Below are 14,412 nucleotides of genomic sequence, written 5' to 3' on the forward strand. Positions count from 1 at the left end.
AAGCCATGATGAAAGATTCGCTCTGCCGCATTATTGCGGGTGATATTCAGGCCAGAGCCGAACAGGTAGAAGCTGCCGTTCGCCTGCTTGATGAAGGGAACACCGTGCCGTTTATTGCACGCTATCGTAAGGAAGTCACCGGCGGTCTGGATGACACGCAGCTGCGTAACCTGGAGACCCGTCTGGGCTATCTGCGCGAGCTGGAAGAACGTCGTCAGGCGATCCTCAAATCCATCGGCGAACAGGGCAAGCTGAGCAGCGAGCTTGAAAGCGCCATCAACGGCACCCTGAGCAAAACCGAACTCGAAGATCTCTATCTGCCGTACAAACCGAAGCGCCGCACGCGCGGGCAGATTGCGATTGAAGCGGGTCTTGAGCCGCTGGCCGACCTGCTGTGGAACGAGCCGTCCCACGATCCGGAAACCGAAGCCGCCAAATTCATCGACGCCGACAAAGGCGTAGCGGACACCAAGGCCGCCCTTGACGGCGCGCGCTACATTCTGATGGAGCGCTTCGCCGAAGACGCCGCCCTGCTCGCTAAAGTGCGTGATTACCTGTGGAAGAATGCCCACATCGTCTCTACCGTCGTCGCGGGTAAAGAGGAAGAAGGCGCGAAATTCCGCGACTACTTCGATCACCACGAACCGATCTCTACCGCCCCTTCACACCGCGCGCTGGCGATGTTCCGCGGCCGCAACGAAGGCGTGCTCCAGCTCTCCCTGAACGCCGACCCGCAGTTTGACGAGCCGCCGAAAGAGAGCCACTGCGAGCAGATCATTATCGACCATCTCGGCCTGCGCCTGAACAACGCCCCGGCGGACAGCTGGCGCAAAGGCGTGGTGAGCTGGACCTGGCGCATCAAGGTGCTGATGCACCTCGAAACCGAGCTGATGGGCACCGTGCGCGAGCGCGCCGAAGATGAAGCGATTAACGTCTTCGCCCGTAACCTGCACGACCTGCTGATGGCAGCCCCTGCCGGCCTGCGCGCGACTATGGGTCTCGATCCGGGTCTGCGTACCGGCGTGAAGGTCGCCGTCGTTGACGGCACCGGCAAGCTGGTGGCGACCGATACCATCTATCCGCACACCGGCCAGGCAGCGAAAGCGGCCGTCGTCGTGGCGGCGCTGTGCGAAAAATACAACGTCGAGCTGGTTGCCATCGGCAACGGTACGGCCTCACGCGAAACCGAGCGTTTCTACCTCGACGTGCAGAAGCAGTTCCCGAAAGTGACGGCACAGAAAGTGATCGTCAGCGAAGCGGGGGCATCCGTCTATTCCGCGTCCGAGCTGGCGGCCCAGGAGTTCCCTGACCTGGACGTGTCCCTCCGCGGTGCGGTTTCTATCGCACGCCGCCTGCAGGATCCGCTGGCGGAGCTGGTGAAGATCGACCCGAAATCCATCGGCGTGGGCCAGTATCAGCACGACGTGAGCCAGACTCAGCTGGCGCGCAAGCTGGACGCGGTGGTGGAAGACTGCGTAAACGCCGTCGGCGTTGACCTGAACACAGCTTCCGTTCCCCTGCTGACCCGCGTGGCGGGCTTAACCCGCATGATGGCGCAGAACATCGTCGCCTGGCGTGATGAGAACGGCCAGTTCCAGAACCGTCAGCAGCTGCTGAAGGTGAGCCGTCTGGGGCCAAAAGCCTTTGAGCAGTGTGCGGGCTTCCTGCGCATCAACCACGGCGATAACCCGCTGGATGCTTCCACCGTTCACCCGGAAGCGTACCCGGTTGTGGAGCGCATTCTGGCCGCCACCCAGCAGGCACTGAAAGATCTTATGGGTGACAGCAGTGCCCTGCGCAACCTGAAAGCCGTTGATTTCACCGATGACAAATTTGGTGTCCCCACCGTCACCGACATCATCAAAGAGCTGGAAAAGCCGGGCCGCGATCCGCGTCCTGAGTTCAAGACGGCGACCTTTGCTGACGGCGTGGAAACCATGAACGACCTGCTGCCCGGCATGGTGCTGGAAGGCGCGGTGACCAACGTCACTAACTTTGGCGCTTTTGTGGATATCGGCGTGCATCAGGACGGTCTAGTGCATATCTCTTCCCTTGCCGACAAGTTCGTTGAAGACCCGCACACCGTGGTCAAAGCGGGCGACATCGTGAAGGTGAAAGTGCTGGAAGTCGATCTGCAGCGCAAGCGTATCGCGCTGACCATGCGTCTGGACGAGCAGCCGGGCGACACCAGCGCGCGCCGCGGCGGCAATGGCGGTGGCCGCGAGCAGCAGCGCCCGGCCGCAAAAGCGGCAAAACCGCGCGGACGTGATGCTCAGCCTGCAGGCAACAGCGCGATGATGGATGCGCTGGCGGCAGCGATGGGTAAGAAACGCTAAGGTTGCAATGCCCCTCACCCTAACCCTCTCCCCAAAGGGGAGAGGGGATCGCACGGTGCGGTCTTTCCCCCTCGTCCTCATGGGTGGGGGGAATAAAATCATATCGAAATATATGAAACCGATTGCATAGCCATATTTAAACCACGAATTATCACCCCGTTAACAAATACTCCCCTTTTTGTTTTCCAGGCAATTCAGCAAATATTGAGCCAGGTCAAACAGGCCGTAAATTAATACCGTAAACAACATTCCGTCACAGTTTTAATATTGCTGATAAAAACTATTCTCATTATCATCCCATAGTAGATAATTTAACCTTTCGTGGAATCAGGCGTTATGCAATTCACTCCAGACAGTGCATGGAAGATTACCGGTTTTACCCGCGAAATTAGCCCAGCCTATCGGCAAAAGCTGCTGTCGCTGGGCATGCTGCCCGGCTCGTCATTCCAGGTCGTGCGCGTGGCGCCGCTGGGCGATCCGGTTCATATCGAAACCCGCCGCGTGAATCTGGTGCTGCGTAAGAAAGACCTCGCGTTAATAGAAGTCGAAGCCTTATCCCGATAACAAGCCAGCGGTTTCAGTGAGTCTAAAAAAATGAAAAAGTTAACTATTGGCTTAATTGGCAATCCTAATTCCGGCAAGACGACGCTTTTTAACCAGCTAACCGGAGCCCGCCAGCGCGTGGGCAACTGGGCGGGCGTGACGGTTGAGCGTAAAGAGGGCCAGTTCACGACGACCGACAACCAGGTGACGCTGGTTGACCTTCCCGGCACCTACTCCTTAACCACCATTTCGTCGCAAACCTCGCTCGATGAGCAGATTGCCTGCCACTATATTCTCGGCGGCGACGCGGACCTGCTGATCAACGTGGTCGACGCCTCCAATCTCGAACGTAACCTTTATCTGACGCTGCAGCTGCTGGAGCTGGGCATCCCCTGCATCGTGGCGCTCAACATGCTCGACATTGCGGAGAAACAAAAGCTTCGTATCGACGTCGATGCCCTCTCCGCGCGCCTGGGTTGCCCGGTCGTTCCGCTGGTCTCGACGCGCGCTCGCGGTATTGATGCGCTGAAGCTGGCCATTGACCGTCACCAGGGAAATCATGACATTGAGCTGGTGCATTACGCGAAGCCTCTCCTGCGCGAAGCCAATGTGCTGGCGCAGGAGATGGACAAAAGCATGCCGGCAAAACAGCGCCTGTGGCTCGGCCTGCAGATGCTGGAAGGGGATATCTACAGCCGCGCTTACGCCGGGCATGCGGCTGATAAGCTGGACGCGACGGTGGCCCGTCTTAGCGACGAGCTGGACGACCCGGCGCTGCACATCGCCGATGCGCGTTACCAGGCCATCGCCTCGATTTGCGACGTTGTCAGTAACGCCCTGACGGCAGAGCCCAGCCGCTTTACGGCAGCGGTGGATAAAGTTGTGCTTAACCGCTTCCTCGGTTTGCCCATCTTCCTGCTGGTGATGTACGTGATGTTCCTGCTCGCCATTAACATCGGCGGCGCCCTCCAGCCCATTTTCGACGCCGGTTCCGTCGCGGTCTTCGTCCACGGAATTCAGTGGGTGGGTTACACTCTGCACTTCCCTGAATGGTTAACCATCTTCCTCGCACAGGGGATCGGCGGCGGTATCAACACCGTTCTGCCTCTGGTGCCGCAGATCGGCATGATGTATCTGTTCCTCTCGTTCCTGGAAGATTCCGGCTACATGGCGCGCGCCGCGTTCGTGATGGATCGTCTGATGCAGGCGCTGGGTCTGCCGGGTAAATCCTTCGTCCCGCTGATTGTCGGCTTCGGCTGTAACGTACCGTCGGTGATGGGCGCACGCACCCTGGATGCGCCACGTGAACGTCTGATGACCATTATGATGGCGCCGTTTATGTCCTGCGGTGCCCGTCTGGCCATCTTTGCGGTCTTTGCCGCAGCCTTCTTTGGTCAGCAGGGCGCGCTGGCGGTCTTCTCGCTGTATGTGCTGGGCATCGTGATGGCTATTCTTACCGGTTTAATGCTGAAGCACACCATCATGCGCGGTGAAGCGTCGCCGTTTGTGATGGAGCTACCGGTGTATCACGTGCCGCATCTGAAAAGCCTGGCGATCCAGACCTGGCAGCGCCTGAAGGGCTTTGTGCTGCGCGCCGGTAAGGTGATTGTCATCGTCAGCATTTTCCTGAGCGCGCTGAACAGCTTCACCCTCAGCGGGCAGGCGGCAGATAACATCAACGACTCTGCCCTCGCCTCCGTCAGCCGCGTCATCACGCCGGTCTTCAAACCGATTGGCGTGCATGAGGATAACTGGCAGGCGACCGTCGGGCTGTTCACCGGCGCGATGGCGAAAGAGGTGGTTGTCGGCACCCTGAACACGCTTTACACCGCAGAGAACATTCAGGAACAGGAATTTAATCCGGCAGAGTTTCATCTCGGTCATGAACTGCTGGGTGCCGTAGAGGAAACCTGGCAGAGCCTGAAAGACACCTTCAGCCTGAGCGTGCTGGCGAACCCTATTGAGGCCAGCAAAGGCGACGGCGAAATGGCAACAGGTGCCATGGGCGTGATGGGCGAGAAATTTGGCAGCGCGTCCGCGGCCTACAGCTACCTCATCTTTGTTCTGCTCTACATTCCATGCATCTCCGTGATGGGGGCGATTGCCCGCGAGTCCAGCCGCGGCTGGATGGGCTTCTCCATCCTGTGGGGGTTAAACATTGCGTACTCGCTGTCGACGCTCTTTTATCAAACCGTTAATTTCAGCCAACATCCGCGCTACAGCCTGGTCTGCATTCTCGCGGTTGTGCTGTTTAACGTGATAGTGCTCGGTTTGCTGCGGCGTGCGCGCAGCCGCGTCGACATCGACCTGCTGGCAAACCGTAAAACCGCCGCGACCTGCTGCAGCAGCCCGGCGGGCGACTGTCACTAAGGAGTAAACCATGGCATCGTTGATTCAGGTTCGTGACCTGCTGGCACTGCAAGGGCGAATGGAGGCGAAACAGCTGAGCCTCAGCCTGCATACGCCGCAGCCGATGATCGATGCCATGCTGGAAAGACTGGAAGCCATGGGGAAAGCCGTGCGGATTCAGGAAGAAGCGGACGGTTGTCTCTCCGGCAGTTGTAAAAGCTGTCCGGAAGGAAAGTCCTGCCTCAGGGAGTGGTGGACGCTGCGTTAACAAAGCCGGGCATCGCTGCCCGGCTTTATCGTATTACTTGTAGACGTCCGCCGTTGCGCGTACGTTTTTGGTCTGTTTTTCTGCACTGGTGACGACATAGTACGTTCCGCCCAGCTCATCCGCTTTCTTCGACAGCTCTCTGCGAGCATCCATCGGCGCGGTGGTGTCAGACGTAGAAATCTCACCAATTTTCGTCAGATTCATGCCGGCAACTTTATCTTTTTCCAGCTCTTTTGCCGCAAAGACGCCAAATGACAGTGACCCAATAACCAGAGAAGTGACAATACCTGTAACAAGTTTCATAGCCTGACTCTCCATAGGATTGTTGTTTTGATTATCGTAGGCAGAACAACCGCAACGACATCTGGAGTATGGTTGCGGTGTGTTACTTTTTCCAGGCAGGATAGAAAATAATCAGTCGAAACGTTGACTTAACGCAATCAGCGCTGAACAAAATTCCGTCGGATGAGAGATAAACGGGGCATGTGCGGCTTTGGCAATAATCTGCGATTCACTCTCCGGCCAGAGCGAATCCAGCAGCGGAACCACTTTGCGCGGCACAATCCCGTCGAGATAACCGTAGATACGCAGGTGCGGCACCGTCAGCGCGGCCAGCGGCTCGCGCAGGTCAACCGTTTTCAGGAGCTCAAGTCCGCCGTTTAGCACCTCAACCTCCGGCATCGGCAGCGAAAGCACGGTCTGCTTCAGCGTTCGGGCATCCTTACGCGCGGTGTCAGTGCCCATTGTCTGCAATGCCAGGAACCGCTCTACGGTCCGCTGGAAATCTTCGCTCAGCTGCTGCTGGAAGCCCGCCAGCACGTCAGGCTTGATCCCCGGCCACTCTTCCTGCGCGCTAAAACAGGGCGATGACGCCACCGTCACCAGCGCTTTTACGCGTTCAGGCCGCGACAGCGCAATCTGGCTCGCCACCAGCCCGCCCAGGCTCCAGCCCAGCCAGACCGCGTTTTGCGGCGCAGCGTCCAGAACCTGCTGCGCCATTTCATCAAGCGACAACGCGCCATACCCGCGGCTGCGGCCAAAGCCGGGTAAATCCACCAGATGCAGCGTGAAATGCGAGGCAAGTTCCTCACGTATGCAATGCCATATCTCCGCATTCAGGCCCCATCCGTGCAGCAGCACAAGATGGCAATTTCCTGTCCCTACGGTCTGCCACCACAGCGTCTTCATCAGTTACTGTTCTCTTTTTTCACATGGAGGTTGCACATGCTAACAGTACCCGGCTTGTGCTGGCTATGCCAAATGCCGCTGGTGCTCAGCGGGTGGGGCGTCTGCTCCGTCTGCACGCGATCGCTGCAATGGCGTATTGGGATCTGTCCACAATGTGGTTTACCGGCCACGAACCCCTCGTTGCCCTGTGGCCGCTGCCTGAAAAAATCCCCGCCGTGGAGCGCGCTGGTGGCCGTGGATGATTATGTTCCGCCGCTGAACAGGCTGATCCACGCGCTGAAGTTTTCCGGGCAGAGCTCGCTGGCACAGCCCCTTGCCCGCCTGCTGTTGCTGGCGGTTTTGCAGGCGCGACGTCACCGGGCACTGCCGAAAATTGACATGGTGGTGAATGTCCCCTTATACCGACGTCGGCACTGGCGGCGCGGCTATAACCAGAGTGACCTGCTCTGCCGTCCCCTCGCGCGGTGGCTCGGCTGCCGGTATGAGGCCCGCGCGCTGACACGCGTTCATGCCACCGCCATCCAGCATCAGCTCAGCGCACGGCTTCGCAAAAGAAACCTCAAAAATGCCTTTCGCCTTGAATTGCCGGTCGACGGTCTCCATATCGCGATTGTGGATGATGTCGTCACCACGGGCAGTACCGTTGCTGAACTTTCCCGACTGCTTTTGCGAAGCGGCGCCGCGTCGGTTCAGGTATGGTGTCTGTGCCGTACCTTGTAGCCCTTCTTCAATGGGCGTATGATTATACCCAGGTAATTTAGTCAACTATTAGGCCAAAGCTATGATCCGTATTTCCGATTCTGCACAAGCGCACTTTGCCAAACTGCTGGCAAATCAGGAAGAAGGGACGCAGATCCGCGTGTTTGTGATTAATCCAGGCACTCCGAATGCAGAATGTGGTGTTTCTTATTGTCCTCCGGACGCTGTGGAAGCGACTGACACTGCCCTTAAATTTGAACAGCTCACCGCCTACGTTGATGAGCTGAGCGCACCGTATCTTGAAGATGCGGAGATCGACTTCGTCACCGATCAGCTGGGTTCTCAGCTGACCCTGAAAGCGCCGAACGCGAAAATGCGTAAAGTGTCTGACGATGCCCCGCTGATGGAGCGCGTTGAGTATCTGCTGCAATCCCAGATCAACCCACAGCTGGCGGGCCACGGCGGTCGTGTTTCCCTGATGGAAATCACCGACGAAGGTTTTGCCATTCTGCAGTTTGGCGGCGGCTGCAACGGCTGTTCAATGGTCGATGTGACGCTGAAAGAAGGGATCGAGAAGCAGCTGCTGAACGAGTTCCCGGAACTGAAAGGCGTGCGTGACCTGACCGAGCACCAGCGCGGCGAGCACTCTTACTACTAATTCAGTATCCGTCTGTATCGCCCGGTGGCGCTGCGCTTACCGGGCCTACAGAAATAGTGAGGTCTGATGCCCTCACCCCGGCCCTCTCCCCCGGGAGAGGGTGAAAACATTAAAAACGGTAACCTCATGGTTACCGTTTTGCGTTTACCTCCCATATGTTGACCTGCGTCTCATAATTCAAATTTAGCCTCCCAGGGTGATTCTCAATCGAGCCATGTTACCCGTATCATTCTCGTGGGCACTCAGCATCCTTATAACAGCCGACTAAACTTAATGGTTTCGAAGGCATCAGTATGAGTGCCGTTAACACTCTGTTCCCAGTTGGGACAATCGGAATTTGTCGTTGAAACAATGACGTTACCCATAACAATTCAAAGGCCAGGTAAATCATGCCATTAGTCATCGTTGCTATCGGTGTTGTGTTATTACTGCTCTTGATGATCCGTTTCAAAATGAACGGATTTATCGCTCTGGTTCTGGTGGCACTTGCAGTCGGTCTGATGCAGGGTATGCCGCTGGTTAAAGTTATCAGTTCCATCAAAGCTGGCGTCGGCGGCACGCTCGGCAGCCTGGCGCTGATCATGGGCTTCGGCGCCATGCTCGGCAAAATGCTGGCAGACTGCGGGGGCGCCCAGCGTATCGCCACCACGCTGATTGCCAAATTTGGCAAGAAGAACATCCAGTGGGCGGTGGTATTAACCGGTTTTACCGTCGGCTTCGCGCTGTTCTATGAAGTGGGCTTCGTGCTGATGCTGCCGCTGGTGTTCACCATCGCGGCTGCGGCAAACATCCCGCTGCTGTATGTCGGTGTGCCAATGGCTGCGGCGCTGTCCGTGACTCACGGCTTCCTGCCGCCGCACCCGGGTCCAACCGCTATCGCAACCATTTTCCACGCGGATATGGGTAAAACCCTGCTGTTCGGTACGATTCTGGCGATCCCAACCGTGATTCTGGCGGGCCCGGTTTATGCCCGCTTCCTGAAAGGCATTGATAAGCCGATTCCGGAAGGTCTGTACAGCGCCAAAACCTTCACCGAAGAAGAGATGCCGGGCTTTGGCGTCAGCGTCTGGACCTCTCTGGTACCGGTGATCCTGATGGCGATGCGTGCCGTGGCGGAGATGATTCTGCCGAAAGGTCATCCGTTCCTGTCCGTTGCGGAATTCCTCGGTGACCCGGTCATGGCAACGCTGATTGCGGTGCTGATCGCGATGTTCACCTTCGGCCTGAACCGCGGTCGTTCAATGGATCAGATCAACGACACGCTGACCTCTTCCATCAAAATCATTGCCATGATGCTCCTGATCATCGGCGGCGGCGGCGCATTCAAGCAGGTTCTGGTCGACAGCGGCGTGGACAAATACATCGCTGCCATGATGCATGAAACCAACGTGTCGCCGCTCCTGATGGCCTGGTCTATTGCCGCGGTTCTGCGTATTGCGCTGGGTTCTGCGACCGTTGCGGCAATCACCGCGGGCGGTATCGTTGCCCCGCTGATTGCGACCACGGGTGTTAGCCCTGAGCTGATGGTTATCGCCGTCGGTTCCGGTAGCGTGATTTTCTCTCACGTTAACGACCCTGGCTTCTGGCTGTTCAAGGAGTACTTCAACCTGACGATCGGTGAAACCATTAAGTCCTGGTCCGCGCTGGAAACCATTATTTCGGTGTGCGGTCTGGTCGGGGTACTGCTGTTGAATATGGTGGTTTGATGTAAAAAAGCCGGGTAGCGCTGACGCTTACCCGGCCTACATTCTATTTCCTCTCCCTCTGGGAGAGGGTTAGGGTGAAACTACCGCTTCTTGCCCACCGCCCTTCTGCGTTTGTCCAAATCCTTAATCAGCTTGTTCACCCCGTCATCGGCAAACATCTTCTCAAGCGATGTGGACAGCTTGCGACGCCAGTTCTTGTACTGATAGCTGGTGCCCGGAATGTTCACCGGCTCCGCCATATCAATCCAGTCTTCCGGCTGCAGGCCCAGCAGGGCGCTGTTGCTGTCGGCAATATAGCGCTGCAAGCCGCGATTGAGGGTAGCGGTCATCGACATCAATGACGCCTTATGTCCGGCACGTTTCGGCAGACAGCCCTGCTTGTGCAGCGCATCCAGCAGCCCCTGTTTGGAGAGCTCGCGATCCTGATACAGGCCGCGCAAAACCTCTTCATCAGGGTACAGCCCGAGCGTTTTGCCGAGCGTCAGATCGCCGCTTTCCCAATAGCCACGAAGCGTAGGAAGGTCATGCGTCGTCGCGACTGCCATTGATTGTTCAGGGTACGCTTTCGGCGCGCGGAAGGTTTTCTCATGGTCGTTTTCAAAATAGAGCACTTTATAGGAGTAGACGCCGCTGTCGCGGAGCTTGCTGACAATTTCCACCGGCACGGTACCGAGATCTTCACCGATCACCATGCACTGGTGGCGTTTACTTTCCAGGGCCAGGATCGACAGCAGATCGTCAACCGGATACTGCACGTACGCCCCGTGATCGGCCGTTTCACCGTACGGGATCCACCACAGACGCAGCACGGACATCACGTGGTCGATACGCAGCGCGCCGCAGTTCTGCATGTTCGCGCGCAGCAGGTCGATGAACGGCTCATAGGCGCGCGCCGCCATGACGTGCGGATCCATCGGCGGCAATCCCCAGTTCTGACCGAGCGGACCAAGAATATCCGGCGGCGCGCCGACGGAAGCTTTCAGACAGTAAAGCTCACGGTCGCACCAGGTTTCCGCGCCGCCCTCTGCCACGCCGACGGCCAGATCGCGATACAGGCCGATCGGCATCTTATAGCCCTGGCTCACCTGCCAGCAGGCGGCAAACTGGCTGTACGCCAGCCACTGCAGCCACAGGTAGAAGTCCACTTCATCGGCATATTTTTTACAGAACGCTTTTACTTCAGGCGTGTCGACGGACTGATACGCTTCCGGCCAGACCGGCCAACCCCAGCGCATTTCGTCCTCCTTCACCTGATACGCGTGCAGTGCATCAAACGCCGCCTGCCAGTACAGGCTCTCGCCCTCCTGCGTTACAAACTGGCGGAACGCGGCCATCTGCTCGTCATCGCGCTGCGAAAAGCCTTTCCACGCCAGACGCAGCGCGGCCATTTTCAGCGCCGTGACGGTGGAATAGTCCACCCAGTCCGCGTCGCGCGCCTGCTTCAGGGCCTGCTGCGTGGTGCTGAGTTTCCACCACGCCTGCGCCTCTTTGCTGTTTTTGAAGTCATCTAACGCGTTAACGTCGATATAAATCACGTTCAGCCAGCGACGGGACGACGGGCTGTACGGGCTGGCGCTCTCCGGGTTGGCCGGATAGAGCGCGTGGATCGGGTTGAGCCCGATAAACGCGCCGCCGCGCTCGCCCACATCCACCAGCATCTTTTTCAGATCGCCAAAATCACCGATGCCCCAGTTGCTGTCGGAGCGCAGCGTATAGAGCTGCACGCAGGCGCCCCACAGCTTTTTACCCTCGAGCAACGCCTGCGGCTCGTAGCAGCGTTTTGGCGCGACGATCACCCGGCAGTGGAAACGACGATCGTCCTGGGTGAGCGTTAAGGTGTGATACCCCTCCGGCAGCTTCGCCGGAAGGTTTAACGTTTTACCGCCGGTGGCGTGGCCTTTGTGCTGATGCCCCTCTTCGGTGGTAAGCAGCCAGCTAAACTCGCCGCGCCCCTCCACCGCCAGCGGCATCTTTTTGCCTGCGGTGAACACCTTCACGTTCGGCACCGGCGCAACCGACGCTTTCGCGTCGGCTTTGTGCATGGCATCCAGCAAACGTCTTTTGGTGTCGGCGCCAATAGACTGCGGTTTGCCGTGCGCATTAATGTAACTGAGGCTGATCCCCGCCGCCTGCGCGGCGCTGTCCAGACGTTTACTCTCCATCGCGCTTCCTTAGCGTTTTGCCTGCCAGATACGGGCTTGATAATCACGGATTGAACGGTCAGAGCTGAACATACCGCAGCGGGCGGTGTTCAGAATGCACGCGCGGGTCCAGGCTTCCTGGTCGCGATACAGCACGTCGACCTGTTTTTGCGCTTCAACGTAGGCCGTGAAGTCCGCCATCACCAGATACGGGTCACCGCCGTGTTTGTCCATGCTGTGCAGCATCTGGTCAAACGCGTGCTTGTCGCCGTCGCTGTATTTACCGCTTTCCAGCTCCTTCAGCACCGCGTCGAGCACTTTGTCTTTCTTACGCCATTTCACCGGGTCATAGCCTTTGGCTTTGATGGCCTTCACCTCTTCCACGGTATGGCCGAAGATAAAGATATTCTCTTCCCCGACCTTCTCGGCGATTTCGACGTTTGCCCCGTCGAGCGTACCGACGGTCAGCGCGCCGTTCAGCGCCAGCTTCATGTTGCCGGTACCGGACGCTTCTTTACCTGCCGTCGAGATCTGCTCGGAAATATCCGCCGCCGGGATCAGCATTTCAGCCGCCGAGACGCAGTAATCCGGCAGGAACACCACCTTCAGCTTGTCGCCCACTTTCGGATCGCTGTTGATCGCCGCCGCCACTTTATTGATGGCGAGGATAATGTTTTTCGCCAGGTAATAGCCCGGCGCCGCTTTCGCACCGAACAGGAACACGCGCGGCACGCGGTCGGCCTGCGGGTTCTCGCGGATCTCTTTGTACAGCGCCAGAATGTGCAGCAGGTTCAGGTGCTGGCGTTTGTACTCGTGCAGACGTTTGATCTGGATATCGAAAATGGCATTCGGGTTGATCTCAATGCCGGTACGCACTTTCACAAACTCCGCCAGGCGAACCTTGTTCTCCAGCTTGATCGCGCGGTACTGCTCGCGGAATTTCGCGTCGTCAGCGTATTTTTCCAGGTTGATGAGCTGGTCCAGATCGTTGGCCCACTCTTTCTTCAGGGTCTTATCCAGCAGACCGGCCAGCAGCGGGTTGCACTGCTTGATCCAGCGACGCGGCGTGATGCCGTTGGTCACGTTGTGGAATTTGGTCGGCCACAGCTGGTGGTATTCCGGGAAGAGATCTTTGACCACCAGATCCGAGTGCAGCGCCGCCACGCCGTTCACCGCAAAGCCGCTGACCACGCACATGTTCGCCATGCGCACCTGCTTGTCATGCACAACCGCCAGCTTCGCCCAGACCGCTTTGTTGCCTGGCCAGGTTTTATCCACCAGGGTTTTAAACTGGTCGTTAATCTTGTTGATGATCTGCATGTGGCGCGGCAGCAGCGTTTTCACCAGCTTCTCATCCCAGCACTCGAGCGCTTCTGGCATCAGGGTGTGGTTGGTGTAGGCAAAGGTACGGCTGGTGATGGCCCAGGCGTCATCCCAGCTCAGCTGGTGCTCGTCGATCAGCACGCGCAGCAGTTCCGGGATCGCAATCGTCGGGTGCGTGTCGTTGAGCTGAATCACTTCGAAGTCCGGCAGCTGCGCCAGCTTGCGGCCCGCGAGGTGATGGCGACGCAGAATGTCCGCCACGGAGCAGGCGCACTGGAAGTACTGCTGCATCAGGCGCAGCTTTTTACCGGCCAGGTGGTTGTCGTTCGGGTAGAGGACTTTGGTCAGCTTCTCGGCGTCGATGCCCTGCTGCTCGGCGCGAAGGAAATCGCCGTCGTTGAATTTGGTCAGGTTAAACGGATGCGCGTGCTTCGCCTGCCACAGACGCAGCGGCTGCGCCACGCCGTTACGGTAGCCGAGCACCGGCAGATCCCAGGCTTCACCGGTAATGGTGAACGCCGGTTCCCAGAGCCCCTGCTTTGTCACTTTCCCGCCAATGCCGACCTGCACATCCAGCTGCGCGTTGTGGCGGAACCACGGATAGGTATTGCGATGCCAGTCGTCCGGCGCTTCCATCTGATGGCCATCGGCAAACGACTGACGGAACAAGCCATACTGATAGTTCAGGCCATAGCCAATCGCCGACTGGCCGACGGTCGCCATGGAGTCGAGGAAACAGGCCGCCAGACGTCCCAGACCGCCGTTGCCCAGCGCCGGGTCAATCTCTTCTTCCAGCAGGTCGGTCAGGTTAATGTCGTGTTCTTTAAGGACGTCACCAACGTCCTGATACCAGCCGAGGTTCAACAGGTTGTTGCCCGTCAGACGGCCAATCAGGAATTCCATTGAAATGTAGTTTACATGGCGCTGGTTCTTCACCGGCTTTGCCAAAGGCTGAGCATCCAGCTGTTCTGCGAGCGCACCGCTCACGGCCTGCCACCACTGGTGAGGCGTCATCTCGTTTGCAGCATGAAGGCCAAAACGCTGCCACTGACGCGTCAGGGCAGCCTGGAATTGAGCTTTGTTGAAGGTAGGCTGTGACATAGGGGATCGGCATCCTTTAGAAAGAAAACACAAGTTGGCGCTAGTGTGCCTGGCTCATTTCCCCTCTTCCTCCTCCTGTGGGGGATTAGACAGGGAGGAG

Annotated in this window: 11 protein-coding genes; 7 read left to right on the forward strand and 4 right to left on the reverse strand. The window is 58.0% G+C overall.

Going from position 1 to position 14,412, the window contains the following annotated elements; genetic code table 11:
* Positions 1-5: 5 nt before the first annotated feature.
* The 4 genes from HB664_RS01595 to feoC all read left to right on the forward strand — a co-directional run bounded on the left by HB664_RS01595 (position 6) and on the right by feoC (position 5,496).
* Positions 6-2,336, forward strand: a complete 2,331-nt coding sequence (locus HB664_RS01595) for a Tex family protein (protein WP_196355111.1) — start codon at positions 6-8, stop codon at positions 2,334-2,336.
* Between the two features lie 336 nt (positions 2,337-2,672).
* A complete protein-coding gene (gene feoA / locus HB664_RS01600) occupies positions 2,673-2,900 on the forward strand; it encodes a ferrous iron transporter A (protein ID WP_008503050.1) in 228 nt (75 codons plus the stop codon).
* A gap of 30 nt (positions 2,901-2,930) precedes the next feature.
* Positions 2,931-5,249 (forward strand): Fe(2+) transporter permease subunit FeoB, encoded by a 2,319-nt coding sequence (feoB, locus tag HB664_RS01605; protein ID WP_047059829.1) that lies wholly within the window; start codon positions 2,931-2,933, stop codon positions 5,247-5,249.
* Between the two features lie 10 nt (positions 5,250-5,259).
* Positions 5,260-5,496: a [Fe-S]-dependent transcriptional repressor FeoC gene (gene feoC / locus HB664_RS01610; RefSeq protein ID WP_143347654.1), complete on the forward strand. Its 237-nt coding sequence runs from the start codon at positions 5,260-5,262 to the stop codon at positions 5,494-5,496.
* 33 nt (positions 5,497-5,529) lie between these two features.
* Here feoC and HB664_RS01615 read toward each other — a convergent pair whose 3' ends face one another.
* Both HB664_RS01615 and bioH read right to left on the reverse strand, forming a co-directional pair.
* Entirely contained in the window at positions 5,530-5,799 is a 270-nt protein-coding gene (locus HB664_RS01615; protein ID WP_033146824.1) for a YdgH/BhsA/McbA-like domain containing protein, read from the reverse strand.
* Positions 5,800-5,910: 111 nt separating this feature from the next.
* Positions 5,911-6,684, reverse strand: a complete 774-nt coding sequence (gene bioH, locus HB664_RS01620) for a pimeloyl-ACP methyl ester esterase BioH (protein ID WP_045888430.1) — start codon at positions 6,682-6,684, stop codon at positions 5,911-5,913.
* 36 nt (positions 6,685-6,720) lie between these two features.
* Here bioH and gntX point away from each other — a divergent pair, with 36 nt between their 5' ends.
* The 3 genes from gntX (at position 6,721) to gntT (ending at position 9,747) form a co-directional block, all read left to right on the forward strand.
* Positions 6,721-7,404 carry a DNA utilization protein GntX gene (gntX, locus tag HB664_RS01625; protein ID WP_219940294.1) on the forward strand — a complete coding sequence of 228 codons (684 nt, stop codon included), beginning with the start codon at positions 6,721-6,723 and terminating at the stop codon, positions 7,402-7,404.
* 61 nt (positions 7,405-7,465) lie between these two features.
* Positions 7,466-8,041 (forward strand): Fe-S biogenesis protein NfuA, encoded by a 576-nt coding sequence (gene nfuA / locus HB664_RS01630; protein ID WP_008503055.1) that lies wholly within the window; start codon positions 7,466-7,468, stop codon positions 8,039-8,041.
* Between the two features lie 389 nt (positions 8,042-8,430).
* On the forward strand, positions 8,431-9,747 hold the full coding sequence (gene gntT, locus HB664_RS01635; protein WP_039263070.1) for a gluconate transporter: 1,317 nt from the start codon (positions 8,431-8,433) through the stop codon (positions 9,745-9,747).
* 80 nt (positions 9,748-9,827) lie between these two features.
* Here the strand turns inward: gntT and malQ are convergent, their stop codons facing one another.
* Positions 9,828-11,909 carry a 4-alpha-glucanotransferase gene (gene malQ / locus HB664_RS01640; protein ID WP_219940295.1) on the reverse strand — a complete coding sequence of 694 codons (2,082 nt, stop codon included), beginning with the start codon at positions 11,907-11,909 and terminating at the stop codon, positions 9,828-9,830.
* Positions 11,910-11,918: 9 nt separating this feature from the next.
* A complete protein-coding gene (gene malP, locus HB664_RS01645; protein ID WP_087823632.1) occupies positions 11,919-14,312 on the reverse strand; it encodes a maltodextrin phosphorylase in 2,394 nt (797 codons plus the stop codon).
* Positions 14,313-14,412 lie beyond the last annotated feature (100 nt).

The organism is Enterobacter sp. DNB-S2 (assembly GCF_019443845.1).
Classification (GTDB): Bacteria; Pseudomonadota; Gammaproteobacteria; order Enterobacterales; family Enterobacteriaceae; genus Enterobacter; species Enterobacter asburiae_B.

What these genes read in the sequence shown, in the direction of transcription:
- HB664_RS01595 (WP_196355111.1), top strand. Translation starts at nt 6, where the DNA reads ATGATGAAAGATTCGCTCTGCCGCATTATTGCGGGTGATATTCAGGCC.
- feoA (WP_008503050.1), top strand. Translation starts at nt 2,673, where the DNA reads ATGCAATTCACTCCAGACAGTGCATGGAAGATTACCGGTTTTACCCGC.
- feoB (WP_047059829.1), top strand. Translation starts at nt 2,931, where the DNA reads ATGAAAAAGTTAACTATTGGCTTAATTGGCAATCCTAATTCCGGCAAG.
- feoC (WP_143347654.1), top strand. Translation starts at nt 5,260, where the DNA reads ATGGCATCGTTGATTCAGGTTCGTGACCTGCTGGCACTGCAAGGGCGA.
- HB664_RS01615 (WP_033146824.1), bottom strand. Translation starts at nt 5,799, where the DNA reads ATGAAACTTGTTACAGGTATTGTCACTTCTCTGGTTATTGGGTCACTG.
- bioH (WP_045888430.1), bottom strand. Translation starts at nt 6,684, where the DNA reads ATGAAGACGCTGTGGTGGCAGACCGTAGGGACAGGAAATTGCCATCTT.
- gntX (WP_219940294.1), top strand. Translation starts at nt 6,721, where the DNA reads ATGCTAACAGTACCCGGCTTGTGCTGGCTATGCCAAATGCCGCTGGTG.
- nfuA (WP_008503055.1), top strand. Translation starts at nt 7,466, where the DNA reads ATGATCCGTATTTCCGATTCTGCACAAGCGCACTTTGCCAAACTGCTG.
- gntT (WP_039263070.1), top strand. Translation starts at nt 8,431, where the DNA reads ATGCCATTAGTCATCGTTGCTATCGGTGTTGTGTTATTACTGCTCTTG.
- malQ (WP_219940295.1), bottom strand. Translation starts at nt 11,909, where the DNA reads ATGGAGAGTAAACGTCTGGACAGCGCCGCGCAGGCGGCGGGGATCAGC.
- malP (WP_087823632.1), bottom strand. Translation starts at nt 14,312, where the DNA reads ATGTCACAGCCTACCTTCAACAAAGCTCAATTCCAGGCTGCCCTGACG.